Genomic DNA, 25,372 nt, shown 5'->3' on the forward strand with positions numbered 1-25,372 from the left:
CAGTTCTCCTTACCAGCGCGCATAGCCGGGAACGCCGTAATGGGCCAGCATCGACGCGATCACAACCCAGCCCAGGCTCATGGGCAGGAAAACCTTCCAGCCCAGCCGCATCAGCTGGTCGTAGCGGAAGCGCGGCACGATCGCCTTGACCATGGCGAACAGGAAGAACACCAGCGTCACCTTCGCCACGAACCAGAACACCCCGTCCGGCAGCCCCGGCACCGGGCTGAGCCAGCCGCCGAAGAACAGGATCGTCACCAGCGCGCACATCAGCACGATGGCCAGATACTCGCCGATCATGAACAGCAGGTAGGGCGTCGAGGAATACTCGACCTGATAGCCGGCCACCAGCTCGGATTCGGCCTCGGGCAGATCGAAGGGCGGGCGGTTCGTCTCGGCCAGGGCCGAGATGAAGAACAGCGGCACCATCGGCAGATGCGGCAGCCAATACCAGCTGAGGAAGCCATAGGCGCCGTCCTGCGCGCGCACGATCTCGGTCAGGTTCAGCGAGCCGGTCGAGATCAGCACGCCGACGATGATCAGGCCGATCGAGACCTCGTAGGAGATCATCTGCGCCGCCGAGCGCAGCCCCCCCAGGAACGGGTATTTCGAGTTCGACGCCCAGCCGCCCATGATCACGCCATAGACCTCGAGCGACGAGACCGCGAAGATGTAGAGGATGCCGACGTTCAGATCCGAGATCACCCAGCCATCCGCGAAGGGGATCACCGCCCAGGCGATCGCGGCCAGCACGAAGCTCATCAGCGGCGCCAGGAAGAAGACCGTCTTGTCGGCGCCCGCCGGGACGATGATCTCCTTGAACACGAACTTCAGGAAGTCGGCGAAGCTTTGCAGCAGCCCGAACGGGCCCACCACGTTCGGCCCGCGCCGCAGCTGCACCGCCGCCCAGACCTTGCGGTCCATGTAAAGCAGGAAGGCGAGCGCCACCAGAAGCAGCACGAGCACCAGCAGGCACTGGGCGAGGATCACGATGCCCGGCCAGGCGTAGGCGCTCCAGAAACCGGTCTCCATCACTTGGGTCCCCCGATGACGTCGTATTTGGGAATGGATGCGTTGGCGGCGCAGTCGCGCGCCATCAGCGCCGCGTCGAAGGCGCCCGCGCCCGCCTCGGCCGGCGTCGCGGGGCCAAGCGCGAAGCCATAGCGCGCCGCCGTCTCGACCGCGCGCGCGCCGTTCAGCGCGCTCTCGCGCGCCGACATGCGCCCGCCCAGCGTCCGCAGCTGCGCCGCGCCGCGTTCGACCGCGTAGTCGGCCGCCACGCAGCGCGCAAGCGCGAAGGGCATGGTCTGCGCCAGCGCCCGCGCCTTGTCGTCCGAAAGGCCGGCCACGACGAACGCCGCCTCGAGGGCGACGGACACCACCTCGCGCCCGTCCTCGCCGCGCGCGCTGGGCGCAAGGCGCGCCGCGCGCACCTCGCGCGGGGCCGACAGGAAGGCGGCGAAATCGTCGGGCGTGATCTGCGCCCGCGCCTCGGCCGCGCCCAGCGCCGCCAGCGCCGCCGCGCCGGCGCGCGCGCGCCCCGATGTCGCTCGGCCCGGCCTCATTCCGCCGCCGCCTTCGTCTCGCGCTGGCGCTTGAGCCGGCTGAGCTCGGCCATCAGCGCCGAGGCGCGCAGGATCGGGTTCGTCAGATAGTGGTCGCGCACCGGGCTGCGGAAGACCGGCGTGCGCAGCTCGCCCTCGGGCAGCAGCGGGCCCTCGTTCGGCGCGACCAGGTCGATGGCGCGCAGATGCGGCGCCGCCTCGAACATGCGCGCGCGCAGCTGCTGGAGCGTGTCGAAGGGCAGCGGCTGGCCCAGCTTGCCCGACAGCGCGCGCAGGATGGCCCAGTTCTCGCGCGCGTCGCCCGGCGGGAAGTTGGCGCGGTTGGCCAGCTGCGGCCGGCCCTCGGTGTTGACGAAGATCGCCGATTCCTCGGTGTAGGCCGCCCCCGGCAGGATCACGTCGGCCCGATGCGCGCCGCGGTCGCCATGGCTGCCCTGATAGACGACGAAGGCGCCGTCGGGCATGTCGATCTCGTCCACGCCGAGGTTGAAGATCACCTCGGCCGACAGCGCCTCGTCCAGACCGCCCTCGGTCGTCAGGCCCAGATCCATGCCCGCCACGCGCGCCGCGGCCGTGTGCAGCACCAGAAGGCCGCCGCCCTCGCGCGCCGCCAGGCGCTGCGCGGCCGCCAGCACCGCGGCGCCGTCCTCGCCCGTCAGCGCGCCCTGCCCCACGATCACCAGCGTCGGCCCCGAGTCCTCGGCCAGCGCGGCGCGCAGCGCCTCGGCGCCCTCGCCCAGATGCGCGACCGGATAGGTCAGATCCGAGGGCGCGCCGATGCGCGCGATCTCGGCGCCGTTGAGCCAGGCCTTGCGGATGCGCGCGTTCAGCACCGGCGCCTCCTGGCGCGGGTCGGTCCCGATCAGCAGGATGCGGCGCGCGGCGTCGATGTCCTCGATGCGCGCCGTGCCCGCATAGGCGGCGCGGTTGCCGGCCGGCAGCTTGGCGCCGTCCACGCGGCACTCGACCGCGCCGCCCAGGCCCTCGACCAGCAGACGCAGGGCGAACATCGCCTCGGTCGGCGCCAGGTCGCCCGCCACGCCCGCGACCTTGCGGCCCTTGACCGCCTCGGCCACGGCGGCGAAGGCCTCGTCCCAGCTGGCGGGTTCGAGCTTGCCCGCGCGGCGCACATAGGGCCGGTCCAGGCGCTGGCGGCGCAGCCCGTCCCACAGGAAGCGCGAGCGGTCGGCCAGCCATTCCTCGTTCACGCCGTCATGGTTGCGCGGCACGATGCGCATCACCTCGCGCCCGCGCACGTCCACGCGGATGTTCGAGCCGAGCGCGTCCATCACGTCGATGCTCTCGGTCTTGCGCAGCTCCCACGGGCGGGCGGTGAAGGCGTAGGGCTTCGAGGTCAGCGCCCCCACCGGGCACAGGTCGATCACGTTGCCCTGCAGCTCCGAGGTCAGCATGCGCCCCAGATACGAGGTGATCTCGCTGTCCTCGCCGCGGCCCGTCTGGCCCAGCTCGGGCACGCCGGCGACCTCGGTGATGAAGCGCACGCAGCGCGTGCACGAGATGCAGCGCGTCATGCAGGTCGCCACCAGCGGCCCCAGATCCATGTCCAGCGCCGAGCGCTTGGGCTCGCGATAGCGGCTGAAATCCACGCCATAGGCCATGGCCTGGTCCTGCAGGTCGCACTCGCCGCCCTGGTCGCAGATCGGGCAGTCGAGCGGGTGGTTGATGAGCAGGAACTCCATCACCCCCTCGCGCGCCTTCTTCACCATGGGCGAGTTGGTGCGCACCTTGGGCGGTTGGCCCTCGGGACCGGGGCGCAGGTCGCGCACCTGCATGGCGCAGCTGGCCGCCGGCTTGGGCGGGCCGCCCACCACCTCGACCAGACACATGCGGCAGTTGCCCGCGATCGACAGCCGCTCGTGATAGCAGAAGCGCGGGATCTCGATCCCGGCCTCCTCGCAGGCCTGGAGGATGGTCATCGCGCCATCCACCTCGATCTCCTTGCCGTCGATCTCGATCTTCCGAAGGTCGGTCATGATGGTCACTCCGCCGCCACGGCGCTTGCGCGGCCGGTCTTCTTCGCCTTGATGCGGTCCTCGATCTCGTCGCGGAAATGACGGATCAGGCCCTGGATCGGCCAGGCCGCCGCGTCGCCCAGCGCGCAGATCGTGTGGCCCTCGACCTGCTTGGAGACGTCGAGCAGCATGTCGATCTCTTCGATCTCGGCCTCGCCGCGCACGAGACGGTCCATCACCCGCATCATCCAGCCGGTGCCCTCGCGGCAGGGGGTGCACTGGCCGCAGCTCTCGTGCTTGTAGAACTTCGACAGCCGCCAGATCGCCTTGATGACGTCGGTGGACTTGTCCATCACGATCACCGCCGCCGTGCCCAGGCCCGAGCGCTGCTCGCGCAGCCAGTCGAAGTCCATGATCGCCTCGTCCGCGATCGACTTGGGCAGAAGCGGCACGGACGAGCCGCCGGGGATCACCGCCTTGAGGTTGTCCCACCCGCCGCGCACGCCGCCGCAGTGGCGCTCGAGCAGCTCGCGCAGCGGAATCGACATCGACTCCTCGACCACGCAGGGATTGTTCACATGCCCCGAGATGGCGAACAGCTTGGTGCCCGAGTTGTTCGGCCGCCCGAAGCCGGCGAACCAGGCCGCGCCGCGGCGCAGGATGGTGGGCGTCACGGCGATGCTTTCCACGTTGTTGACCGTGGTCGGGCAGCCGTAAAGGCCCGCATTGGCCGGGAAGGGCGGCTTGAGGCGCGGCATGCCCTTGCGCCCCTCGAGGCTTTCGAGCAGCGCCGTCTCCTCGCCGCAGATGTAGGCGCCCGCGCCGTGATGCAGGTAAAGGTCGAAATCCCAGCCCGAGCCGGCCGCGTTGCGGCCCAGAAGGCCGGCGTCGTAGGCCTCGTCGATGGCGGCCTGAAGGGCCTCGCGCTCGCGGATGAACTCGCCGCGGATGTAGATGTAGCCGACATGCGCGCCCATGGCGAAGCCGGCGATCAGGCAGCCCTCGATCAGCGTGTGCGGATCGTGGCGCATGATCTCGCGGTCCTTGCAGGTTCCCGGCTCGGATTCGTCGGCGTTGACGACCAGATAGTGCGGGCGCCCGTCGCTCTCCTTGGGCATGAACGACCATTTCAGCCCGGTCGGAAAGCCCGCGCCGCCGCGCCCGCGAAGGCCCGAGTCCTTGATTTCCTGGATGATCCAGTCGCGCCCCTTGGCGATCAGGCCGGCGGTGCCGTCCCAATGCCCGCGCGCGCGCGCGCCCTTCAGCGAGCGATCCTTCATCCCGTAGATGTTCGTGAAGATGCGATCCTGATCCGCGAGCATCCTACTTTCCTTCCCCGGCATCCGCGCCGTCGGCGCGCCAGACTCTCAACAGCGTCCACAGCGCCCAACCGAGCGCGGCAAGGCACAGCATGTCCGCAAGGAAGGCGTAGCGCGCCGGCAGCCCCAGCGCGCCGCCCGCCAGGCTGACGCCCATCCAGGACAGGAACGCCGCCACGATGACGACGCTCGCCAGCCTGACCTTCGCCTTGCGCGCCTCTTGCGCCTGCATCTCGTCTTCGCCTTCCCTTCGGGCGTCGCCGCCCCGATGGTCCCGACCGGCCGGGCCGCGTCGCGCCCGATGGCCCGCCCGCGCCGCCGACCATGCCCCGCCCGCGCCCCGGCGGGCGCGGCCCGGCATGTCTTCCGCCCCGCGCCCTCAGCCGCCCGACAGGGCCTGCGCCGCCCGCGCCGCCTCGGCGCGCGCGCGCGCGGCGGCCTCGGCCGCGGCATGAACGGCCGCAAGCTCGGGGTCCGCGGGCTGCGCGGCGGCGGCGCTCGGCGCGGCGGCGGCCGCTCCGGCCGCGCCGGCCAGCTGCGCGGCGGCGCGCGCCGCCTCGGCCCGGGCCCGCGCCGCGGCCTCGGCCTCGGCCGCCGCATGGGCGGCGGCCAGCTCGGCATCGGGCTGCGCGTCGGCTCCCATGCCGGAACCCGAGCCCGCCCCGGTCGCGGACGCGGCGCCCGCGGCCCGGGCCGCCTGCTGCGCCGGCGCGGCTTCGGCGGGCGCCGTTTCAGCAGGCGCGGCTTCGGCGGGCGCGGCCTGGGCGTCTGCGCCCTGGCCCGGCGCGGAGGCCTCCTGCGCGCCGCTCATGCCGCCCGCAGCGGGCGCGGACGCCGCGCGCGCGCCCGAATTCTGCGCGCCGATCGGCGGCGATGCGGCCGCGCGCGTCGCCCCGCGCGCCGCGCAGATGCGCCGCGCCAGCAGCGCCAGAACGACGAAGGCGACGACGAAGATCCCGACGCTGGTCGCGACGCCGCCGCCGACGAGCCACGCCGCCGCCGCCGCGCCCAGCGCCGCGGCGGCCAGTCCGTTGCGCCCGCAGCGGCGCGCAGCCTGTTCCTTCTCGTCGCTCATCGTCGTGCCTTTCTGGCGCCGCGCGCCGCTTGCCGTCACTCGCTCGAGGGAACCTCGCCGCGTTCGACCCGCTCGGAAAACTCGGTCTTGCCGCCCTCGGCCAGCGTGCGCGCCTGCGCCACCCACTCGTCGCGCGCGACGCGGCCCTTGAAGCCCTCGAGGCGCGAGTCGATCCAGGCCGCATGGGCGGGCGTCCAGGCCGCGATCTGGCGGTAGAGATAGACGCCCAGATCGTTCAGCATTTTCTCAAGTTTCGGCCCGATGCCCTTGATCTTCTTCAGGTCATCGGCCCCTTCGGCGGGCGGCGCCGACATCAGCTCGGGCGCTTCGCCCTCGGCGGCGGCCGCGGGCGACGCCTCTTCCTCGCCGGTGATGCGCGCGATCGTGTCGCCCTTGGCCAGCGCCAGCGCCACCGAGGCGTTGGCCGCCTGCCGCTCTTCGGGCGGGATGATCAGCGTCGTGGGCCCGCCCTTGGGCTCGGCGGCGAAGCGACCGTTCTGCGGGCCGGGGCGCGGAACCTCGCCGCGGGCGAAGGCGTCGAGAATGGCGGCGAAGCTTTCGGCCGTCAGATCCTCGTAGAAATCCTTGCCGATCTGCACCATGGGCGCGTTGGCGCAGGCGCCCAGACACTCGACCTCTTCCCACGAGAAGCGCCCGTCCGCCGACAGCTGGTGCGGCTTGGGGGCGATCTTCTCCTTGCAGACGGCGATCAGATCCTCGGCGCCGCAGATCATGCACGAGGTCGTGCCGCACACCTGCACATGCGCCACGCTGCCCACCGGCTGGAGCTGGAACATGAAGTAGAAGGTCGCGACCTCGAGCGCGCGGATGTAGGGCATGCCCAGCATGTCGGCGACGTATTCGATCGCCGGCCGGGTCAGCCAGCCCTCCTGCTCCTGCGCGCGCCACAGGAGCGGGATGATCGCCGAGGCCTGGCGGCCCTCGGGATACTTGGCGATCTGCTTCTTCGCCCATTCCAGATTGGCGGGGGTGAAGGCGAAGCTGTCGGGCTGTTCGTGATGAAGGCGGCGAAGCATTCAATCCATCCTGTCACAGATCGCGGGCCGCAGCCCGTTCCAGAGAATCAGCGAAGCGGGCCGGGTCGCCGCAAGCGTGACGACGACCGCCGCGGCCGCCAGCGCCGCCCCCGCCAGAAAGCGCCGGGGCCACCGCGCCGCCGCCGTCCCCGCGAACAGCGCCAGAACGAACGGCGCAAGCCCGATCGCAAGCCCCGCCAGACGCCATTTCTCGCAATAGTCCATCCGCCGCGCTCATCGGTCGATCTCGCCGAACACGATGTCGAGCGAGCCGATGATCGCCGACACGTCCGCCAGCTGATGGCCCCGCGCGATGTGGTCCATGGCCGCCAGATGCGCATAGCCCGGCGCGCGCAGCTTGACCCGGTAGGGCTTGTTCGTGCCGTCCGAGACCAGATAGACGCCGAACTCGCCCTTGGGCGCCTCGATCGCGGCGTAGACCTCGCCGGCGGGCACGTGGAAGCCCTCGGTGTAGAGCTTGAAGTGATGGATCAGCGCCTCCATCGAGGTCTTCATCTGCGCGCGGCGCGGCGGCGCGATCTTGCCGCGCGCCAGCACGTCCTCGCCCTTGCAGGCGTCGAGCTTCTCGATCGCCTGGCGCATGATCTTGACGCTTTCGCGCATCTCCTCCATGCGGCACAGATAGCGGTCGTAGCAGTCGCCGTTCTTGCCCACGGGGATCTTGAAGTCGAACTCGTCATACAGCTCGTAGGGCTGGGCGCGGCGCAGGTCCCAGGGCAGGCCCGAGCCGCGCACCATCACCCCCGAGAAGCCCCAGGCCTGGGCCTCTTCCTTCGAGACGACGGCGATGTCCACGTTGCGCTGCTTGAAGATGCGGTTGTCGGTCAGCAGCCCCTCGAGATCGTCCAGAACCTGCGGGAACTCCTCGGTCCAGGCCATGATGTCGTCGATCAGATCCTGCGGCAGGTCCTGATGCACGCCGCCGGGGCGGAAATAGGCCGCGTGCAGGCGGGCGCCGCTGGCGCGCTCGTAGAACACCATCAGCTTCTCGCGCTCTTCGAAGCCCCACAGCGGCGGGGTCAGCGCGCCCACGTCCATGGCCTGGGTGGTGACGTTGAGCAGATGGTTCAGGATGCGCCCGATCTCGGAATAGAGCACGCGGATCAGCGAGGCGCGGCGCGGGATCTCGACCCCCGCCAGCTTCTCGATCGCCAGGCACCAGGCGTGCTCCTGGTTCATCGGCGCGACGTAGTCGAGCCGGTCCAGATAAGGCAGGTTCTGAAGGTAGGTCCGCGCCTCCATCAGCTTCTCGGTGCCGCGGTGGAGCAGGCCGATATGGGGGTCGCAGCGCTCGACGATCTCGCCGTCCAGCTCGACCACCATGCGAAGAACGCCATGCGCCGCAGGGTGTTGCGGGCCGAAGTTGATGTTGAAGTTGCGGATGCGCTGCTCGGCGGCGCGGAAATCCTGTCCGTCCATCACGAAGCCCTCCGGTCGGCGCGCGCGGCCATGACCCAAAGAAGAACGATCAGCCCGAGCGGGATCGCGCAGATCAGCGCCCAGAGCGGGTTGATCCCGTAGCCGGGAAGCAGCTTGAACATCGGGATGACGACCAGCGCCGCCATGACGATGTAGAGCAGGCCCTCCATCACGCGCCCGCCCCCTTCTCGTCGCCGGGAAGGATGTATTCGGCCCCCTCCCAGGGCGACATGAAGTCGAAGCGCCGGTATTCCTGCGTCAGCTTGACCGGCTCGTAGACGACGCGCTTGAGCTCTTCGTCGTAGCGCACCTCGACATAGCCGGTCATGGGGAAGTCCTTGCGCAGCGGATAGCCCGTGAAGCCGTAATCGGTCAGGATCCGCCGCAGGTCCGGGTGCCCCGAGAACATGATGCCGAACATGTCGAACGCCTCGCGCTCGAACCAGTTGGCCGAGGGATGGATGTCGACGATCGAGGGCGCGATCTCGCCCTCGCGCACATGCGCCTTCACGCGCACGCGCAGGTTCTGGTGCATGGACAGAAGGTGATAGACCAGCTCGAAGCGCTTCTCGCGCTCGGGGTAGTCCACGCCGCAGATGTCCACCAGCGTGGTGAAGCGGCACGAGGCGTCGTCGCGCAGGAAGCGGATCGCCTCGGGGATGCGGTCGAGCGCGACGGTGATCGTCAGCTCGCCCCGCTCGATGCGCGACGCGACGAAGGCGTCGGGCTGGCGCTGGGCGACCAGTTCGGCGATTTCCTTGAGCGCCTCGTTCATGATGCGTGCCTCCGGGGTTCGGCCTCAGCGCGTGATGGTTCCGGTGCGGCGGATCTTCCGCTGCAGCTGGAGAATGCCGTAGAGCAGCGCCTCGGCCGTGGGCGGGCAGCCGGGAACGTAGATGTCCACCGGCACGATCCGGTCGCAGCCGCGCACCACCGAGTAGCTGTAGTGGTAGTAGCCGCCGCCATTGGCGCAGGAGCCCATCGAGATGACGTAGCGCGGCTCGGGCATCTGGTCATACACCTTGCGCAGCGCCGGGGCCATCTTGTTGGTCAGCGTGCCGGCGACGATCATCACGTCCGACTGGCGCGGCGAGGCGCGCGGCGCGAAGCCGAACCGCTCGGCGTCGTAGCGCGGCATCGAGGTCTGCATCATCTCGACCGCGCAGCACGCCAGGCCGAAGGTCATCCAGAACAGCGAACCCGTGCGCGCCCAGGTGATCAGGTCCTCGGCGCTGGTCAGCAGAAAGCCCTTGTCGGCCAGCTCGTCGGACAGGCGGCGGGTCATCGCCTCCTTGTCGGGGCCGGCCGCGACGGACAGCGCGGCGCTCGAGGCGGACTGCGGCGTCACTCCCATTCCAGGGCTCCCTTCTTCCACTCGTAGGCGAAGCCGACCGTCAGCACCGCCAGGAACACCATCATCGACCAGAAGGCCAGCTCGCCATGGTCGGGAAAGGCCGCCGCCCAGGGGAACAGGAAGGCCACCTCGAGGTCGAAGATGATGAACAGGATCGAGACGAGGTAGAAGCGCACGTCGAACTTCATGCGCGCGTCGTCGAAGGCGTTGAAGCCGCACTCGTAGGCCGAGACCTTCTCGGGGTCGGGGCGGCGCACCGCGAGCACCGCCGCGGCCAGGATCAGCACCAGGCCCAGCGCCACCGCCAGGGCCAGAAAAATCAGGATCGGGAGATACTCGCGAAGAAGGTCTTCCATCAGGGGCCCTCCGGCTGGCAACGGTCCCGAACGCCTGCGTTTCAAGACCTGCGGCGCTTCTAAACCCGCCCGCGGGCAAGGTCAACCAAGCGCGCCCTCGCGCGCGGGGCGATGTTGCGCCCGAAGGGCTCGCGCGGGAGACGGGCGCGGGGCGGGGGCGGACGTGCCGGACGACAGAGGGGGAGCGAAGAGAGTGGCGCGGTTGACGGGGCTCGAACCCGCGACCTCCGGCGTGACAGGCCGGCACTCTAACCGACTGAGCTACAACCGCAGCCGCCGACACCGGGCCTCGGCCCGATGTGGGGCGGGTTTTAGGGCCGCCCCGCGCGGGCGTCAAGAGGCGATGTCGCCCCCGCGCGCGGAAATTCGCCCCGCCCGGGACGCCCGCCGCCCGCGCCCCGCCCGCGCCCCGCCCGCGCCCCGATCGTCCCGCCGCGCCGCCCCTCGATGCCGCCCCTCGATGCCGGGCCCTTGCATCGGCGCCGGCGCGGCGCGATGGTCGCCGGAAGCGGCGGATGCGAGGAGAAAGGAAAGGGCGCCATGTTCAAGTCGATCCTCGATCTTCTGAGCGGACGCGCGGCGCAGCCCCTGCCGCCCGAGGACGGGCGCGTGGCGCTGGCGGCGCTGCTGGTGCGCGCGGCGCGCGCCGACGGCGTGTTCGACGAGGACGAGCGCCGCGCCGTCGCCGCCGCCCTGGCCGCGCGCCACGGGCTGGACCAGGCCGCCGCCCGCGCCCTGACCCGCCAGGCCGAGGAGATCGAGCGCGAAGCCCCCGACACGGTGCGATTCACCCGCGCGCTCAAGAACGCCACGCCATACGAAGAGCGCGCCGCGCTGGTCGAGGCGCTGTGGCGCGTCATCCTGGCCGACGGACGCCGCGCCCCCGAAGAGGATGCGCTGGCGCGGCAGGTCTGCGCGCTTCTGGGCGTGTCCGACCAGGACGGCGCGCTGGCCCGCCGCAGGGCCGAGGCCGCCGGCGGCCCGGACGCGCGCGGCCCCGGGCCCGGATCCTGACCCCCGCCATTGCCGAGTCGCGCCCACGGCCGGCTCGCGCCCATGACCGACTCGCAAGGAGAACGCCCATGTCCCGCCTGCAAGACGCGCTGACGCGCGCCGATGCGAATCTCGACGCCGCGCTCGAGCGCCTGTTCGCGCTGCTGCGCTTTCCCTCCATCTCGACCGACCCCGCCCATGCGGGGGACGTGAACGCCGCGGCAAGCTGGCTGGTCGACGAGCTGGCCTCGCTGGGCTTCGCGGCCGAGCTGCGCCCGACCGCCGGCCATCCGATGGTCGTCGCCCATTGGCGCGGCGCGCCCGGCGGGCGGCGCGTGCTGTTCTACGGCCATTACGACGTGCAGCCCGTCGATCCGCTGTCCGAATGGCGCTCGGACCCGTTCGAGCCGCGCATCGAGACGCGCGACGACGGCTCGAAGCTGATCCGCGCGCGCGGCGCCTCGGACGACAAGGGCCAGCTGATGACCTTTCTCGAGGCCTGCCGCGCCTGGATCGAGACCGCGGGCGCGCCGCCGGTCGACGTCTCGATCATGCTCGAGGGCGAGGAGGAATCGGGCTCGCCCTCGCTCACGCCCTTCATGGAGGCCAACCGCGACGAGCTGAAGGCCGATCTGGCGCTGATCTGCGACACCGGCATGTGGGACGCGCGCACGCCCGCCATCACCACCATGCTGCGCGGCCTGATGGGCGAGGAGATCATCCTGCACGGCCCCTCGCGCGATCTGCATTCGGGCATGTATGGCGGTCCCGCGATCAACCCGATCCGCGTCCTGGCGCGCATCCTCGCCGACCTGCATGACGAGAACGGCCGCGTGACCCTGCCCGGCTTCTACGACGGCGTGCCCGAGGTTCCGCCCGAGATCGCGGCGCAGTGGGCGCGGCTCGACTTTTCGGCCGAACGGTTCCTGGGCGAGGTCGGCCTGCGCGCGCCCGCCGGCGAGAAGGACCAGCCCGTGCTCAACCAGCTGTGGGCGCGGCCGACCTGCGAGTTCAACGGCATCCTCGGCGGCTATGTCGGCGAGGGGTTCAAGACCGTGATCCCCGCCCGCGCCTCGGCCAAGGTCAGCTGCCGGCTGGTGGGCGATCAGGACCCGCACGCCATCCGCGAGGCCTTGCGCGCGCATGTGCGCGCCCGCCTGCCCGAGGACTGCACGGTCGAGTTCGTCGAGCACGGCGCCTCGCGCGCCAGCGTCATGAACGCCGCCCTGCCCGCCTTCGAGGCCGCGCGCCAGGCCCTGAGCGACGAGTGGGAGAACGAGGCCGCCTTCATCGGCGGCGGCGGCTCGATCCCGGTGGCGGGGCATTTCCAGCGCATCCTGGGCATGGAGTCGATGCTGATCGGCTTCGCCCTTGACGACGACGCCATCCACTCGCCGAACGAGAAATACGAGCTGCGCAGCTTTCACAAGGGCATCCGCAGCTGGGTGCGGATCCTCGAGCGGCTGGCCTGAGGCGGCGCGGCCGCGGCGCCCGGATCGGCGCGACGGGCTTGCTTGCGTCGCCGGGCCTGAAGCGACCGAGGGGAATCGCCGGCGGCCGCGCCGGAGCGCGCGGGGCCGTCGGCCCCGGCGCTCAGCCCTTCTTGCGGCCGCCCTCGGGGGCGCAGGCCCTTGCGCGGCGGCCGCCGCGGCGACGCACGGGCGCGCGCGCCTCTTCCAGCCCCGCGCGCAGGATCGCGGTCATGGGATGGTCCTCATTGCCCGGCCCGTGCCGCGCCAGCAGCGCCGCCACGGCTTCGGGCGAGCCCTCGGCCTCGGAACGGCCAAGCGCCCAGTCGAAGAAGATCGCGCGGCAATCCTCGATGGTGACGCCCTCGATGCGATAGGCCTCGCGGATCAACCCGCGCGGATCCAGCGGATCGTCGCCGCGCGCGGGCGGGGTCCTCGCCGGGGGCTTGTCGTTCATTGCGGCCTCGCTCGTTCGCTCTAGCGCGGCGAAATCTGGCGCGCCGCGGGGCGCTTGGCAACCGCACCCAAGGCGCGCGGGGGCCATGAAACGGGCCGGAGGCGGCGGGCGAGCGCGCCGGCCGCCCTCCTTTCGGCAGGTTCAGCCCGCGCGCCGGCCCAGCAGCGCGCGCGCCGCGCCCAGAAGCGCGAGGATCGCCGCCGCCGTCGTCACCACCGCCGGGCCCGCCGGCGCATCCCACAGCCACGAGGCCCGCAGCCCCCCCAGCGTCGCCGCCACCCCCGCCGCCGCGGCGCCCAGCGCCATCGTCTCGGGCGAGCGCGCCAGCGTGCGCGCCGCCGCCGCCGGCATGATCAAGAGCGCCGTGATCAAGAGCGCGCCCACCACCTTGATCGCCGCCGCCGTCAGCAGCGCCAGCGCCAGCGCCAGCCACCATTTCTCGACCCTTGGCGAAACGCCCTCGGCCGCCGCCAGATCCTCGCTCAACGTCGCCAGCAGCATCCGCCGCCAACGCGCCGCCAGCACCGCCGCCGCCAGCGCCGAGGCCGCCCAGATCGCGACGAGATCGGCGCGCGAGACCGCAAGTATGTCGCCGAAGAGGTAGCCCATCAGATCGACCCGCACGCCCTCGAGCAGCGTCACCGCCACCAGCCCCAGCGCCAGCGCGGCGTGCGAGGCGACGCCCAGCATCGCGTCCATGGCCAGAAGCCGCTCGGGCCCCGCCGCCACCAGCGCCGCCATCAGGAGCGCCATGACCAGAACCCCGGCCATGGGCGCCGCGCCGCTCAGCAGGGACAGCGCCACGCCCAGCACCGCCGCGTGCGAAACCGCGTCGCCGAAATAAGCCATGCGCCGCCACACCACCAGGCACCCCAGCGGCCCCGCCGCCAGCGACAGCCCGATGCCGGCGAGCGCCGCGCGGGCCATGAAATCGTCCAGAAAGCTCATTCGCGCGGCGCCTCCTCGCGCGCCGGGGCCGGCCCGTCATGGGCGTGGCTGTGATCGTGCTCGTGCCGGTAAAGCGCCAGCGCCCCCTGCGTGCCCAGCCCGAACAGCGCCCGGTATTCGGGCGCGCGCGCCACCACATGCGGCGCGCCCGAGCAGCACACATGCCCGTTGAGGCAGATCACGCGGTCCGAGGCGCTCATGACCACGTGCAGATCATGCGAGACCATGAGCACCGCCGCGCCCGTCTCGCGGCGCAGATCCTCGATGAGGCGGTAGAAGGCGGCGACTCCGGGCTGGTCCAGCCCCTGGGTCGGCTCGTCCAGCACGAACAGGTTGGGCCGCCGCAACAGCGCATGCGCCAGCAGCGCGCGCTGGAACTGGCCGCCCGACAGCGCCGCCATCATCGCCCCGGCGCGCCCGCCGATCCCCACCCGCTCGAGCGCCTGCTGACGCGCCGCGCGGCGCGCCCCCGACAGCGCCAGAAAGCGATCGACGGTCAGCGGCATGGTCCGGTCCAGCGACAGGCGCTGCGGCACATGCCCCACGCGCAGATCCGGGCTGCGGCGGATCTCGCCCGCATCGGGCGTCAGCGCGCCGATCAGCGCGCGCAGAAGGGTCGTCTTGCCCGATCCGTTCGGGCCCAGGATGGTGACGATCTCGGCGGGGCGGATCTCGAGATCCACGTCGCGCAGAACGGTCCGCCCCTCGATGCGCACGCAAACGCCGCGCGCGGCGATCAGCGGGGCCGATTCGCGCGCGGCCGCGGGCTGGCGCGCGGGGGCGTTCACGCGGGCGCTCGGGGGGGCGCTCGGGGCGGCGCTCCGGGGGGCGGTCACGGCCTTTCCTCCTGGCGCGGGTCCTGGCGCGGGGCGCATTCGGGGCACAGGCCCTCGGCCTCGAGCGAGAGCGATTCGAGCGCGAATCGCGCCCGCCCGGCCGCCGCGTCCAGCTCGGCCACCGCGCCGGGCGCGGCGGTTTCGGCGACGCGGCGGCAGGCGCGGCACACCAGGAAGGCGGGCGCATGATCGCGCCCCGGAAAGGCGCAGGCGACGAAGGCGTTGAGCCGCTCGATCCGATGCACCAGCCCCTGCGCCACCAGGAAATCCAGCGCGCGATAGGCCGCCGGCGGGCGGGCGTTGCGCCCCTCGTCGCGCAGGCGGTCGAGAATCTCGTAGGCGCCGAGCGCGGCGTGGCTTTCGAGAAGGATCTCGAGCACGCGCCGGCGCGCGGGCGTCAGCCGCCCGGCGCCCGAACCCGCGCAGGCCGCCTGCGCGGCGCGCAGCGCGGCCGCGCGGCAGGCCTCGTGGTCATGAGCGCGAAAGGCGGCCGAGCGCGCGGGGGGCGCGCCTGCGGGGGGATGCGAGGCGGGCATGGCGTTCCAACTTGAAATGTTATCTCATTTCCTTTTAATGACGTCCGCACGCGGCCGCAAGACCCCGCCTCCGGGGCCGCCATGCCGCATGACGCACGCCAAGGAAAGAGAGCCGCCATGACGCGAACGCCCCCCGCCCCCCCTGCGCGACCGGCCCTGAGGCTGGCGGCGGCCCTGATGCTGCTTGCGCCCGCCGCCCTGGCCGGGCCGCCGCGCGTGGCCGCCGACATTCCGCCCATCGCCGCGCTTGCGGCGCGCGCGATGGCCGGCGTGGGCGCGCCCGAGCTGATCCTGCCCCCCGGCGCCTCGCCGCATGACGCGGCGCTGCGGCCCTCGGACGCGCGACGCCTGGCGCAGGCGGATCTGGTGATCTGGGTCGGGCCGGCGCTGACGCCGTGGATGGCGAAGGCGCTTGACGCGCTCGCCCCGCAGGCGCGGCGTCTGACCCTGCTGGACGTGCCCGGCCTGCCGCTGCTGCCCGCGCCGCAGGGCCACGCCCATCACGGCCATGATGATCACGGCCATGACGACGCAGGGGGCGACGCAGGCGGGCGCCAAGCGCGCGGCGATGGCGACCTCGACCACGACCACGACCACGACCACGACCACGACCATGACGGGCACGGGCATGACGAGCAAGCGCGCGGCGACGATCGCGCCGGCCCGGGCCATGGCGCGGCGCCGGGCTTCGCGCCCGATCCGCACGCCTGGCTCGACCCGGCGGCGGCGAAGCTGTGGCTTCAGGCCATCGCGGCCGAGCTGGCGCGCATCGACCCCGAGAACGCCGCGCGCTATGCGGCCAACGCCGCCGCCGGCGCCGTCGAGCTCGAGGCCCTGACGGCGCGGGTCGAGGAGATCGTCGCGCCCGCGCGCGGGCGTCCCTACATCGTCTTCCACGACGCCTACCGCTATTTCGAGCGCCGTTTCGGCATCGCCGCCGCGGCCGCCGTCTCGCCGGGCGACGCGCGCAAGCCCGGCGCGCGGCAGGTCGCGCGGATCCGGCGGATCATCCGCGAGACGGGCGCGCGCTGCGTCTTCGCCGAGCCGCAATTCCCGCCAAGGCTGGTGGCGACGCTGATCGAGGGAACGGGCGCGCGCGCCGCCAGCCTGGACCCGCTGGGCGCGGGGCTGGCGCCGGGACCCGGGCTCTACCCCGCGCTGATCGAGGGGCTGGCGCGGGATCTGCGCGCCTGCCTCGCCCCAGAAGCGGGCTGATCGGCGCGCCGATCGCGGCGCGGCCGACATGCGCCGGGGATAAGGCCGGCCTCGACCGCCGCGCGCGGTCCCATGGGCCCTGCGGCGGACGGCGCGCCGCCCATGGCCGATTGCCGCGCGCGCGCGGGCCTTCTAGAGTTCGGCGCATGCGCAGCTCCGCCACCGCCCGACGCCGCCCGCCGATCCGCCATCCGGCCCTCCGCGCCCTTGCCCGACGCGCGGCGCTGGCCGCGGCGGCGGCGCTTCTGGCCGCCCTGCCCGCGCGCGCGGCCGAGGCGCCCCCGACGCAAGAGCGCGCCCCCGCCGCGGCGCAGGGCGCGGGCCCCGCCGCGGCGCCGCAGGGCGCGCCGCCCCCCAGCGCGCGCCCCGCGCCCGCGCACGCGGCGGACGTCGCGCCGGACTTCGCGCCGCCCGCGCAGGCGCTGCGTCCCGAGCAGATGAACGCCTTCGAGCAATGGCATTATTTCGAGCGCCTGCGCGCCGTCGCACGCGCCTTCGAGGCGGGCGACGACGCGGCGACGCTGCGCATCCTCGAGGCGATGCTGGCGCGCTATCCGCGCATGCAGGCCCTGCACCGCAGCCGCGCGATGCTGCTGGCCGCGCGCGGCGACGCCGAGGGCGCGCTCGAAAGCCTGGCCGCCGCCGCCAGGCTGGGCCTGCGCGGGCGCGAGACGATCGAGGGCTGGCCGCCCTTCGCCGCGCTTGCCAGGGATGCGCGCATGACGCCGATCCTGGCGCTGCTCGACTCGCCGCCGCCGCCCGAGGCGCTGCGCGCGCCGCCGCCGCCCGTCGCCGCCCGCCCCGAGGGTCAGGAGCTGCGCCTCGACGCGGCCAACGCGGCCTATGACCGCGAGGCGCACCTGGTGCGCTACGCGCTGGCGCTGCCGCCGCCCCCGCCCCCGCGCGCGCCCGCCATGATCGTGCGCGGCGACCCGCAGGGCGCGGCGGCCCGCACGGCCAGGCTCGTCAACCGCCTGTTCGCCGAGGGGCGCGCCGCGGGCAATGCGGGCGATCTTTACGACAACCTCGACCGCGACCACTCGCGCCTGCCGCTCGACATGTTCCCGCAGCTGACGCGCACGCGCTACGGGCCGGCGGCGCGGGCGGCGATGTTCGACTATTCGCCCCGCAAGCCCGCCGATTTCGGCGCGCCGACCATCGGCAACTCGTCCACCGCGCGCACATCCGGGGCCTTCTGGCGCTCGATGCCGCGCCTGGCGATGACCGAGCCCGAGGGCGCCGCGCGCGCGGCGCAGGCCTATGAGTCGAACCAGCTCTACGTCCATCCCGAGCACAGGGACCACGATCCCTTCTGGGGCGACGTCTTTCCGGCCAACACGCCGCACATGCTGATCAGCCAGGGCTCGTCGGGTTCGGACCGGCCGCTGCTGCGCGCCCTGGCCGCGGCCCTGGCGGCGCTGCGCCCCCAGACCAAGGCCCTGGCGCGGCGCGAGGGGCTGATCGGCCCGACCTTGCAGCTGCTGATCCGCTGGGGGCAGAATCACGTCTCGACCATCGACGACTATCTGAGCGGGCGCGCCCACCCGACCGTGTTCGAGGGCGACTCGCTCAACCTGCTCAAGATCGCCGGGCGCGCCCAGGCCATCGCCATGGACGCGCTGCCGCCCCTGACGCGCCTGCGCGTCGAGCGCGAAAGCGCCCCCGCCCCGGGCGTCGAGCTGTTCGGCGACGGGCTGAGCGAGCGGCTCTTCGACACGCCCTCGGCCATCGCGCGGATCTTCCGCGGCACGGCGCGCGAGCGGCGCATGATCGTCAGCGCCGCCGACACGCGCGACCCGAACGGGCGCAAGCTGCGCTTCAAGTGGGTCCTGCTGCGCGGCGACCCGGACAAGGTGCGCATCGTCCCGCTCGACCCGGACGGAACGCGCGCCGAGATCGTCGTCGCCTGGCACGAGCGCGTGCCCCCTCCGGGGCGGCCCGACATGGACGGCCAGCGCGTGGACATCGGCGTCTTCGCCGACAACGGCGCCATGCACGGCGCGCCCTCGTTCATCTCGATCGCCTTCCCGCCGCGGCAGAAGCGCGTCTATGCCGAGGACGGGCGCATCCTGTCGGTCGAATACGACGCCGACGAGCTGGCCGAGCGCTACGCCGACCCGATGCTGCACCCCTTGCGCGCCTGGCGCGACGACTACGTTTACGACCAACGGGGCCGGCCGCTGGGCTGGCGGCGCAGCTTCGCCGACGGGCGGGTGCAGGACTACACCCGCCACGGCGCGCTGATCGAGGCGCGCGACGCCCTCGGCCGGCCCGTGCGCGCGCGCGTCATGCGCTATCCCGCCGGCCCGCGCGACAAGCGCTCGGGCATGCGCGCCATCGCCCCCGTCCCGTCCGAGGCCGAGCTGATCTACGCCTATGACGGCCCCGACGACCGCTACGGCTACGCCGACCCCGCCCCGGCCGGGGCGGGCGAACCCGCCGCAGGGGCGCGCGAATGAGCGGCCGTCGCGCCGCCCGCCGCGCCGCCGCGCGCACGCGAAGGACCTTCCGATGACCGACCCCCGCTCCGGACCCGACGATCCCCGCCGCGAAGCCGGCCGCGAGGCCCAGGCCGAATCCGGCGCCGAGGGCCCGCCCGACCGCGCCGTCCCGCCCCCCGTCGACGAAGAGGCCCTGGCGCGCGCCTACGAGGCGGGTCTGGCGGCCGAGAAGCGCGGCGCGCCGGACGAGGCCGCGCGCTTCTACCGCGAGGCGCTGCGCCTCGATCCGGCCGACCGCTGCGGCGTCTCGGTGCGCCTTGCGGCCATCGGCCGCGCCGATCCGCCGCCGGGCGCGCCGCCGGCCTATGTCGAGACGCTGTTCGACCAGCATGCCGAGATCTTCGACGCCGCGCTGGTGGGGGCGCTGTCCTATCGCGCGCCGATGCTGCTGCGCGACCGGCTCGAGCGGCTGGCCCCGGGCCCCTATGCGCGCATGCTGGACCTGGGCTGCGGAACGGGGCTTGCGGGCGAGGCGCTGCGCGACCTGTGCGCGCGCATCGACGGCGTGGACCTGTCGGCCGGGATGCTCGAGCTGGCCGACGAGCGCGGCGCGTATGACGAGCTTTACATGGGCGAGGCGGTCGAGTTCCTGCGCGCCCCCGACGAGGCGCCCGAGGACGAGTCGCAATGGGACCTGATCGTGGCGACCGACGTGCTGCCCTACATGGGCGACGTGGCGCCGCTGCTCGAGGCGGCGGCGGCGGTCGCGGCGCCGGGGGCGGTGCTGGCGCTGACCACCGAAACGCCGCCGCCCGATCTGGCCCCCGAGCGCGGCTGGCTGGTGGCGCCGAACCATCGCTATGCGCATCGCGAATCCTACCTGCGCGCCGCCCTCGCCGAAGCGGGCTTCAGCCCCTTCCATGTCGAGGACATCGTCGTGCGCACCAATGAGGGCCGCCCCGAGCCGGGGCAGCTGTTTCTCGCCCGCCGCGAGGGCTGATCCCCTTTTCATCCGCCAAGGAGACCCCGATGACCCCGCGACTTGACCGCCGCATGCTGGAGCTTCTCGACGCGCGCATGGCCGACTGGACGGCGCGCGGCCGCTATGGCGGCATCGAGTGGCTGATCGCCGACCCCGACGGCGCGCCCCTGCACGCCGGCCGCGCCGGCGCGCGCGAGATCGGCGGCGCGCCCATGCCCGCGGCGCCCATCTACCGCATCTATTCGATGACCAAGCCCATCGTCTCGATCGCGGCCATGCAGCTGGTCGAGGAATGCCGCCTGCGCCTGCACGAGCCCATCGCGCGCTGGCTGCCCGAATTCGCCCGCATGCAGGTGCGCGGCCCCGACGGCGCGCTGCGCCCGGCCGAGCGGCAGATCACGGTGCTGCACCTGCTCACGCACATGGCGGGGCTGTTCTACGGCTTCCGCGGCGAGCCGCTCGAGAAGGAGTTCGCCGCCACCGGCTTTCTCGACGCCGCCGTGCCGCTGCGCGAGGCGGTGCGGGCGCTGGCGGCGCTGCCGCTGGATTTCGAGCCCGGCTGCGGCTGGCGCTATTCGGCGGCGACCGACGTGCTGGGCGCGCTGCTCGAGGAAATCGAGCAAGAGCCCCTGCCCAACATCCTGCGCCGGCGGGTGCTGGGGCCGCTGGGCATGGCCGAGACCGGCTACTTCGTGCCCGAGGCCGAGCGCGGCCGGATCATGGGCATGCATCTGGGCCGCGACAAGGAAACGGGCGCGGCGCGGGTCATCGACGTCTCGCGCGCCTATCCCGCCGACCGGCCGGATTTCGCGCGCGGCGGGCACGGGCTGTTCTCGACGCTCGAGGATTACGCGCGCTTCTCGGGCGCGCTGCTGCGCCTGGCGATGGGGCGCGGACCGCAGCCCGGGCTGGTGGGGCGGCGGACGCTCGAATACATGACGGCCAATCACGTGCCCGAGCGCTTCCTGCCCCTGCGGCTCGAGATCCTGGATGAAAGCGCGCATCCGGGGCTGGGCGGCTATGGCTTCGGACTGGGCTTTCGCCGCGCGCTGGGGCCGCAGGGGCGGCGCATCCTGGCGGTCGAGGGCGAGTTCGGCTGGTCCGGCGCGGCCGAGACCTGGTTCACCGTCGATCCCGCATCGGGCCTGCACGCGCTGGTCATGGCCCAGAACCTGGACTGGCCGGGCGCGAGCGAGGATTTCCAGACCATGCTGACCGCCGCCCTGACCTGAGCGCGCAAGGCGCCCACGCCCCGGCCGCGCAAGGGGCCGTCGCCGCCCGGGCCCGGCGAGCCCGCAAGACGGGCCGCGGCCCGCCCGGATCAGGCGGACCCGCAAGGCTGGCCGGGGCGTCGGCGGCATCTCGCCAACCCGCTGGGCGGGCCGGGACGCCTGCCGCATCTCGCCAGCCCGCAAAGGCGGGCCGGAGGCGTCGGCGGCGCCTCGCCAACCCGCAGGGCGGGCCGGGGCGTTTGCCGCATCTCGCGTACCCGCAAGGCTGGCCGGGGCGTCGGCCGCATCTCGCCGATCCGCAAGGCGGGCCGCCACGCCGCCGAGACGGCGCGGGCCCCGAATGCAGGCGCTTTCCCGACCGTCCCCGGCCATCCCCGGCGGGCCCGCAGGCGCCGGCGCCCTCGCCCGCGCCGCCCCTTGCGCCGCGCGCCTTGTCCCGAGGGCGCGCCGGCGCCCCTTGCCGGGGGCGGCGCGCCGCTCTTGCCCGATCGCCGCCTTGCGCCTGCCCGGGCGCGAGCGCCCGCGCCGCCTGTCGCGCGCGCCGCCCCGCGCCGGCCCTTTCGCCGCGCGCCCGGGCGCGCTAACCCTGCTCCATGGAGTGGCGGGACGAAGGCATGCTGTTGACGGTGCGCCGCCTTGGCGAGGGGGGCGCGCTGCTCGAGGCGTTCACCGCCGCCCATGGCCGCCATGCGGGCGTCGCGCCCGGGGGCGGCTCGCGGCGCATGGCGCCGCTGCTGCAGCCCGGCGCGCAGCTGGACCTGGTCTGGCGGGCGCGGCTCGAAAGCCATACGGGAACCTATCGCGCCGAGCTCATCCGCTCGCGCGCGGCGGCGATCATGTCGGACGGGCGCGCCCTTGCGGCGATGCAGGCGGCGGCGGCGCTGCTGCGCTGGCTGCCCGAGCGCGAGCCGCACCCGGCCCTTTACGCCCGCACGATCGAGATGGCCGACGCGCTGGGCGCCGATCCCGACTGGCCGCGCCGCTACGCGGCGTGGGAGCTGGCGCTGCTGGCCGAGCTGGGATTCGGCCTCGACCTCGAGCGCTGCGCGCTGACCGGCGCGCGCGAGGATCTGGCCTGGATCTCGCCGCGCACGGGACGAGCGGTCACGCGCGCGGCCGGCGCGCCCTGGGCCGATCGGCTGCTGCCGCTGCCGCCCTTCTTTCTGGGCCTGCCCGGAGGCGACGCGGCCGAGGGGCTGCGGGTGACGGGGCATTTCCTGGGCGCGCACGCCGCCGCGGCCTTCGGCCACAAGGGCCTGCCGCCGGCGCGCGCGCGCCTTGCGCAGATCTTCGCCGCCGGCTGAGGCGCAGGCGCCGCACGGCCCGCCGCAGGCGCCGCGGCGCCGGGGGCCTGACGAGCCCCCCGGCGGGCGCATGGCCCGTGGGCCGCGCCGCTTGCCGCGGGGCATGGGCGACAGGCTCGGCGCCGATGCGAAGGCGGCCGGATTCGCAATCGTCTTCGCAACCATCCGCCCACCGCGAAGCGGCGAGGCGCCGCGCGCCCTTGCCGGCCCGCCGCGCGCCAGGCGGCGCAACCCGGCCAAGCCGCCGCTGCGCATCCCTCTCGCCCAGCGGCGCGCCAAGGGGCGCAGCCCGCCCACGGCCCCGCCGCGCGTCCCTCTCACCCGGCGGCGCCCGGCCCCGACCAGGCGCCGCACCGCGGGACAGGCGCAGCCCAGCCGCATCCGCCCGCCCTTTTCGCGCGACGGCGGGCGGGCGGGCGCGCCGCCAGGCCGAAACGCCGCGCATCTTCCTTTCACCCGCCGCCGCGGGGAAGCGCAGCCAAGGGGCCGCCGCGCGCCGCCCGGCCCCAGGGGCGCGCGACGGAGGCAGGCCGGCCCCAGCAGCCCGGCCCCGGCCCCGCCGCCGGGGCCAGACCGCGCGCGCCGCCCGCAGGCTCGACGAATTCCGCCCCCGTTCCGCCGCTTCGCGCCTGTTCCTCGGGCCCCGATGACGCTACATCTGCCCTCGCGCGCCCGCCGCGCGCCCGACCCCACGCAGGAAGGAATCACGCATGACCGCCCCCGCCGATCCCGACGCCCCGCAGGACAAGGCTCGCGCCCAGGACGCGCTGGTCGTGTTCACGCCCTCGGGCAAACGTGGACGCTTTGCGCTGGGCACGCCGATCCTGACGGCGGCGCGCCAGCTGGGCGTCGATCTCGATTCGGTCTGCGGCGGGCGCGGCATCTGCTCGAAATGCCAGGTCGCGCCCAGCTTCGGCGCCTTCCCCAAGCTGGGCGTCGAGGTGCGCGAGGACGCGCTCAGCCCCTGGAACCAGGTCGAGGAGCGCTACCGCGCCAAGCGCGGCCTTGCGCCTGGGCGACGCCTGGGCTGCCAGGCGCGGGTGATGGGCGACGTGGTCATCGACGTGCCGCCCGAAAGCCAGGTCCACAAGCAGGTGGTGCGCAAGCGCGCCGAAGCGCGCGAGATCGTGCTCGACCCCGCCACGCGGCTCTACTACGTCGAGGTCCCCGAGCCCGACATGCACAACCCCAAGGGCGACATGGAGCGCCTGCGCGACGCGCTGGCCGAACAGTGGGGCCTGGCGCATGCGCAGGGCGATCTGCGCACCCTGCAGGGGCTGCAGGCGGCGCTGCGGGCGGGCGAGTGGAAGGTGACGGTCGCCGTCCATCAGGGCGCGCAGACCGGCGGCGCGCGCATCATGCAGGTCTGGCCCGGCTATCACGAGGGGCCGATCCTGGGCGTGGCCTTCGACGTCGGCTCGACCACCATCGCCGGGCACATGGTCGATCTGGCCAGCGGCCAGGTGCTGGCCTCGTCGGGGCTCATGAACCCGCAGATCCGCTTCGGCGAGGATCTGATGTCGCGCGTCTCCTACGCCATGATGAACCCCGGCGGCGCGGCCGAGATGACCCGCGCCGTGCGCGAGGCCCTCAACGCCCTGATCGGCCAGCTCTGCGCCGAGGCGCGCGCCGACCGCGGCGCGGTGCTCGAGGGGGTGATCGTCGGCAATCCGGTGATGCACCATCTGCTGCTGGGCATCGACCCGCGCGAGCTGGGCTGGGCGCCCTTCGCCCTGGCCACCTCGGATTCCATGGAGCTCTGGGCCGCCGAGATCGACCTCGAGATGCACCCCGACGCGCGCCTTTACATCCTGCCCTGCATCGCCGGGCATGTGGGCGCGGATGCGGCGGCGGTGGTGCTGTCCGAGGCGCCGCACCAGTCCGACGACCTGGTGCTGATCGTCGATGTGGGCACCAACGCCGAGATCATCCTGGGCGACCGGCGCCGGCTGCTGGCGTGCTCGTCGCCCACGGGGCCGGCCTTCGAGGGCGCGCAGATCTCGGCCGGCCAGCGCGCCGCCCCGGGCGCGATCGAGCGCGTGCGCATCGACCCGCAGACCAAGGAGCCGCGCTTTCGCGTCATCGGCTCGGATCTGTGGTCCGACGCGCCGGACTTCGACGGGCGGTCGGTCACGGGGATCTGCGGCTCGGGCATCATCGAGGCGGTGGCCGAGATGCGCATGGCCGGCATCATCGACGAGGACGGGGCCATCGGCTCGGCCGAGGCGACGGGCAGCGCGCGCTGCGTGCCCGACGGGCGCACCCATGCCTATGTCCTGCACGACGCCTCGGCCGAGGGCGGGCCGCGCATCCTGGTCACCCAGGCCGATGTGCGCGCCATCCAGCTGGCCAAGGCGGCGCTGACCGCCGGCGCGCAGCTGCTGATGGACAAGATGGGCGTCGAGAAGGTGGATCGCGTGGTGCTGGCGGGGGCCTTCGGCGCCCATATCTCGCCGCTGCACGCGCTGGTGCTGGGCATGACGCCCGACTGCCCGGTCGAGAAGATCACCTCGGCGGGCAACGCGGCGGGCACGGGCGCGCGCATCGCGCTGCTCAACGCCGCCGCGCGGCGCGAGATCGAGACCGTGGTGCGCCGGATCGAGAAAGTCGAGACCGCCGTCGAGCCCCGCTTTCAGGAGCATTTCGTCAACGCGATCGCCATTCCCAACAAGGCCGCGCCCTATCCCGAGCTGGCCAAGGCGGTCACGCTGCCCAATCCGCGCTTCGGCGCCGGCGCCGATGGCGAAGGCGGCAGCGAGGGCGGCCGCCGCCGGCGCCGGCGCCCGCGCGGCTGACGTCGCGGGCCCGCGCAAGCGCCCGGCGCGGCGTAGGCAGGGCTG

The 25,372-nt window shown here is 73.5% G+C and carries 25 protein-coding genes and 1 tRNA gene; 8 read left to right on the forward strand and 18 right to left on the reverse strand.

The features are described from left to right. Positions 1–9: 9 nt before the first annotated feature. The 14 genes from nuoH to LY05_RS06405 all read right to left on the reverse strand — a co-directional run bounded on the left by nuoH (position 10) and on the right by LY05_RS06405 (position 10,390). Positions 10–1,032 carry an NADH-quinone oxidoreductase subunit NuoH gene (gene nuoH / locus LY05_RS06345; RefSeq protein WP_072745928.1) on the reverse strand — a complete coding sequence of 341 codons (1,023 nt, stop codon included), beginning with the start codon at positions 1,030–1,032 and terminating at the stop codon, positions 10–12. Continuing rightward, positions 1,032–1,565: a hypothetical protein gene (locus LY05_RS06350; protein ID WP_148922536.1), complete on the reverse strand. Its 534-nt coding sequence runs from the start codon at positions 1,563–1,565 to the stop codon at positions 1,032–1,034. The genes nuoH and LY05_RS06350 overlap by 1 nt, the downstream gene beginning before the upstream one ends. Then, the gene (nuoG, locus tag LY05_RS06355; protein WP_148922537.1) at positions 1,562–3,559 is read right to left on the reverse strand and encodes an NADH-quinone oxidoreductase subunit NuoG; all 1,998 of its coding nucleotides are present in this window, start codon (positions 3,557–3,559) and stop codon (positions 1,562–1,564) included. Before nuoG ends, LY05_RS06350 begins: the two co-directional genes overlap by 4 nt. Positions 3,560–3,564: 5 nt before the next feature. Beyond that, positions 3,565–4,860: an NADH-quinone oxidoreductase subunit NuoF gene (gene nuoF / locus LY05_RS06360; protein ID WP_072745931.1), complete on the reverse strand. Its 1,296-nt coding sequence runs from the start codon at positions 4,858–4,860 to the stop codon at positions 3,565–3,567. Between the two features lies 1 nt (position 4,861). Next, a complete protein-coding gene (locus tag LY05_RS06365) occupies positions 4,862–5,089 on the reverse strand; it encodes a DUF5337 family protein (protein WP_072745932.1) in 228 nt (75 codons plus the stop codon). 147 nt (positions 5,090–5,236) lie between these two features. After that, entirely contained in the window at positions 5,237–5,932 is a 696-nt protein-coding gene (locus LY05_RS06370; RefSeq protein ID WP_148922538.1) for a hypothetical protein, read from the reverse strand. Positions 5,933–5,967: 35 nt separating this feature from the next. Then, complete coding sequence (gene nuoE / locus LY05_RS06375) at positions 5,968–6,969, reverse strand: NADH-quinone oxidoreductase subunit NuoE (RefSeq protein WP_148922539.1); 1,002 nt, start codon at positions 6,967–6,969, stop codon at positions 5,968–5,970. Further along, complete coding sequence (locus LY05_RS06380) at positions 6,970–7,194, reverse strand: hypothetical protein (RefSeq protein WP_148922540.1); 225 nt, start codon at positions 7,192–7,194, stop codon at positions 6,970–6,972. Positions 7,195–7,203: 9 nt separating this feature from the next. After that, positions 7,204–8,409, reverse strand: a complete 1,206-nt coding sequence (locus tag LY05_RS06385) for an NADH-quinone oxidoreductase subunit D (protein WP_148922624.1) — start codon at positions 8,407–8,409, stop codon at positions 7,204–7,206. Further along, complete coding sequence (locus LY05_RS15110) at positions 8,409–8,582, reverse strand: hypothetical protein (protein WP_170258853.1); 174 nt, start codon at positions 8,580–8,582, stop codon at positions 8,409–8,411. Before LY05_RS15110 ends, LY05_RS06385 begins: the two co-directional genes overlap by 1 nt. Beyond that, positions 8,579–9,184 carry an NADH-quinone oxidoreductase subunit C gene (locus LY05_RS06390; protein WP_072745937.1) on the reverse strand — a complete coding sequence of 202 codons (606 nt, stop codon included), beginning with the start codon at positions 9,182–9,184 and terminating at the stop codon, positions 8,579–8,581. Before LY05_RS06390 ends, LY05_RS15110 begins: the two co-directional genes overlap by 4 nt. Positions 9,185–9,208: 24 nt before the next feature. After that, positions 9,209–9,763 carry a NuoB/complex I 20 kDa subunit family protein gene (locus tag LY05_RS06395; protein WP_072745938.1) on the reverse strand — a complete coding sequence of 185 codons (555 nt, stop codon included), beginning with the start codon at positions 9,761–9,763 and terminating at the stop codon, positions 9,209–9,211. Then, positions 9,754–10,119, reverse strand: a complete 366-nt coding sequence (locus tag LY05_RS06400; protein ID WP_072745939.1) for an NADH-quinone oxidoreductase subunit A — start codon at positions 10,117–10,119, stop codon at positions 9,754–9,756. Before LY05_RS06400 ends, LY05_RS06395 begins: the two co-directional genes overlap by 10 nt. 194 nt (positions 10,120–10,313) lie before the next feature. Then, positions 10,314–10,390 (reverse strand) — tRNA-Asp (locus tag LY05_RS06405). A 269-nt stretch (positions 10,391–10,659) separates the two neighbouring features. Between LY05_RS06405 and LY05_RS06410 the strand changes: the two genes are divergently transcribed. Beyond that, positions 10,660–11,133: a tellurite resistance TerB family protein gene (locus LY05_RS06410; protein ID WP_148922541.1), complete on the forward strand. Its 474-nt coding sequence runs from the start codon at positions 10,660–10,662 to the stop codon at positions 11,131–11,133. 68 nt (positions 11,134–11,201) lie between these two features. Beyond that, complete coding sequence (locus LY05_RS06415; RefSeq protein WP_072745941.1) at positions 11,202–12,584, forward strand: dipeptidase; 1,383 nt, start codon at positions 11,202–11,204, stop codon at positions 12,582–12,584. A gap of 121 nt (positions 12,585–12,705) precedes the next feature. Here LY05_RS06415 and LY05_RS06420 read toward each other — a convergent pair whose 3' ends face one another. The 4 genes from LY05_RS06420 to LY05_RS06435 form a co-directional block, all read right to left on the reverse strand. Continuing rightward, positions 12,706–13,038 carry a hypothetical protein gene (locus tag LY05_RS06420; protein WP_148922542.1) on the reverse strand — a complete coding sequence of 111 codons (333 nt, stop codon included), beginning with the start codon at positions 13,036–13,038 and terminating at the stop codon, positions 12,706–12,708. Positions 13,039–13,179: 141 nt separating this feature from the next. Beyond that, a complete protein-coding gene (locus tag LY05_RS06425; RefSeq protein WP_072745943.1) occupies positions 13,180–13,986 on the reverse strand; it encodes a metal ABC transporter permease in 807 nt (268 codons plus the stop codon). Continuing rightward, positions 13,983–14,726 (reverse strand): ATP-binding cassette domain-containing protein, encoded by a 744-nt coding sequence (locus LY05_RS06430; protein WP_249041880.1) that lies wholly within the window; start codon positions 14,724–14,726, stop codon positions 13,983–13,985. Before LY05_RS06430 ends, LY05_RS06425 begins: the two co-directional genes overlap by 4 nt. Before the next feature lie 92 nt (positions 14,727–14,818). Beyond that, complete coding sequence (locus LY05_RS06435) at positions 14,819–15,358, reverse strand: Fur family transcriptional regulator (RefSeq protein ID WP_148922544.1); 540 nt, start codon at positions 15,356–15,358, stop codon at positions 14,819–14,821. 117 nt (positions 15,359–15,475) lie between these two features. Here LY05_RS06435 and LY05_RS06440 point away from each other — a divergent pair, with 117 nt between their 5' ends. From LY05_RS06440 to LY05_RS06465, 6 genes are all read left to right on the forward strand, one after another. Continuing rightward, positions 15,476–16,573 carry a zinc ABC transporter substrate-binding protein gene (locus tag LY05_RS06440; protein ID WP_282957555.1) on the forward strand — a complete coding sequence of 366 codons (1,098 nt, stop codon included), beginning with the start codon at positions 15,476–15,478 and terminating at the stop codon, positions 16,571–16,573. 146 nt (positions 16,574–16,719) lie between these two features. Beyond that, complete coding sequence (locus LY05_RS06445) at positions 16,720–19,032, forward strand: tetratricopeptide repeat protein (protein ID WP_148922546.1); 2,313 nt, start codon at positions 16,720–16,722, stop codon at positions 19,030–19,032. A gap of 52 nt (positions 19,033–19,084) precedes the next feature. Beyond that, a complete protein-coding gene (locus LY05_RS06450; RefSeq protein ID WP_083581078.1) occupies positions 19,085–20,014 on the forward strand; it encodes a class I SAM-dependent DNA methyltransferase in 930 nt (309 codons plus the stop codon). Positions 20,015–20,043: 29 nt separating this feature from the next. Further along, positions 20,044–21,228, forward strand: coding sequence for a serine hydrolase domain-containing protein (locus LY05_RS06455; protein WP_148922547.1), 1,185 nt, complete (start codon positions 20,044–20,046; stop codon positions 21,226–21,228). Between the two features lie 593 nt (positions 21,229–21,821). Next, positions 21,822–22,532: a DNA repair protein RecO gene (gene recO / locus LY05_RS06460; protein ID WP_072745947.1), complete on the forward strand. Its 711-nt coding sequence runs from the start codon at positions 21,822–21,824 to the stop codon at positions 22,530–22,532. 710 nt (positions 22,533–23,242) lie between these two features. After that, positions 23,243–25,327: an ASKHA domain-containing protein gene (locus LY05_RS06465; RefSeq protein ID WP_148922548.1), complete on the forward strand. Its 2,085-nt coding sequence runs from the start codon at positions 23,243–23,245 to the stop codon at positions 25,325–25,327. Positions 25,328–25,372 lie beyond the last annotated feature (45 nt).

Origin of the sequence: Oceanicella actignis (assembly GCF_008124525.1) — a bacterium.
GTDB lineage: Bacteria > Pseudomonadota > Alphaproteobacteria > Rhodobacterales > Rhodobacteraceae > Oceanicella > Oceanicella actignis.

Excerpts from the sequence above, each read along its gene's own strand:
- nuoH (WP_072745928.1), bottom strand. The coding sequence starts at position 1,032 with ATGGAGACCGGTTTCTGGAGCGCCTACGCCTGGCCGGGCATCGTGATC.
- LY05_RS06350 (WP_148922536.1), bottom strand. The coding sequence starts at position 1,565 with ATGAGGCCGGGCCGAGCGACATCGGGGCGCGCGCGCGCCGGCGCGGCG.
- nuoG (WP_148922537.1), bottom strand. The coding sequence starts at position 3,559 with ATGACCGACCTTCGGAAGATCGAGATCGACGGCAAGGAGATCGAGGTG.
- nuoF (WP_072745931.1), bottom strand. The coding sequence starts at position 4,860 with ATGCTCGCGGATCAGGATCGCATCTTCACGAACATCTACGGGATGAAG.
- LY05_RS06365 (WP_072745932.1), bottom strand. The coding sequence starts at position 5,089 with ATGCAGGCGCAAGAGGCGCGCAAGGCGAAGGTCAGGCTGGCGAGCGTC.
- LY05_RS06370 (WP_148922538.1), bottom strand. The coding sequence starts at position 5,932 with ATGAGCGACGAGAAGGAACAGGCTGCGCGCCGCTGCGGGCGCAACGGA.
- nuoE (WP_148922539.1), bottom strand. The coding sequence starts at position 6,969 with ATGCTTCGCCGCCTTCATCACGAACAGCCCGACAGCTTCGCCTTCACC.
- LY05_RS06380 (WP_148922540.1), bottom strand. The coding sequence starts at position 7,194 with ATGGACTATTGCGAGAAATGGCGTCTGGCGGGGCTTGCGATCGGGCTT.
- LY05_RS06385 (WP_148922624.1), bottom strand. The coding sequence starts at position 8,409 with ATGGACGGACAGGATTTCCGCGCCGCCGAGCAGCGCATCCGCAACTTC.
- LY05_RS06390 (WP_072745937.1), bottom strand. The coding sequence starts at position 9,184 with ATGAACGAGGCGCTCAAGGAAATCGCCGAACTGGTCGCCCAGCGCCAG.
- LY05_RS06395 (WP_072745938.1), bottom strand. The coding sequence starts at position 9,763 with ATGGGAGTGACGCCGCAGTCCGCCTCGAGCGCCGCGCTGTCCGTCGCG.
- LY05_RS06400 (WP_072745939.1), bottom strand. The coding sequence starts at position 10,119 with ATGGAAGACCTTCTTCGCGAGTATCTCCCGATCCTGATTTTTCTGGCC.
- LY05_RS06410 (WP_148922541.1), top strand. The coding sequence starts at position 10,660 with ATGTTCAAGTCGATCCTCGATCTTCTGAGCGGACGCGCGGCGCAGCCC.
- LY05_RS06415 (WP_072745941.1), top strand. The coding sequence starts at position 11,202 with ATGTCCCGCCTGCAAGACGCGCTGACGCGCGCCGATGCGAATCTCGAC.
- LY05_RS06420 (WP_148922542.1), bottom strand. The coding sequence starts at position 13,038 with ATGAACGACAAGCCCCCGGCGAGGACCCCGCCCGCGCGCGGCGACGAT.
- LY05_RS06425 (WP_072745943.1), bottom strand. The coding sequence starts at position 13,986 with ATGAGCTTTCTGGACGATTTCATGGCCCGCGCGGCGCTCGCCGGCATC.
- LY05_RS06435 (WP_148922544.1), bottom strand. The coding sequence starts at position 15,358 with ATGCCCGCCTCGCATCCCCCCGCAGGCGCGCCCCCCGCGCGCTCGGCC.
- LY05_RS06440 (WP_282957555.1), top strand. The coding sequence starts at position 15,476 with ATGACGCGAACGCCCCCCGCCCCCCCTGCGCGACCGGCCCTGAGGCTG.
- LY05_RS06445 (WP_148922546.1), top strand. The coding sequence starts at position 16,720 with ATGCGCAGCTCCGCCACCGCCCGACGCCGCCCGCCGATCCGCCATCCG.
- LY05_RS06450 (WP_083581078.1), top strand. The coding sequence starts at position 19,085 with ATGACCGACCCCCGCTCCGGACCCGACGATCCCCGCCGCGAAGCCGGC.
- LY05_RS06455 (WP_148922547.1), top strand. The coding sequence starts at position 20,044 with ATGACCCCGCGACTTGACCGCCGCATGCTGGAGCTTCTCGACGCGCGC.
- recO (WP_072745947.1), top strand. The coding sequence starts at position 21,822 with ATGGAGTGGCGGGACGAAGGCATGCTGTTGACGGTGCGCCGCCTTGGC.
- LY05_RS06465 (WP_148922548.1), top strand. The coding sequence starts at position 23,243 with ATGACCGCCCCCGCCGATCCCGACGCCCCGCAGGACAAGGCTCGCGCC.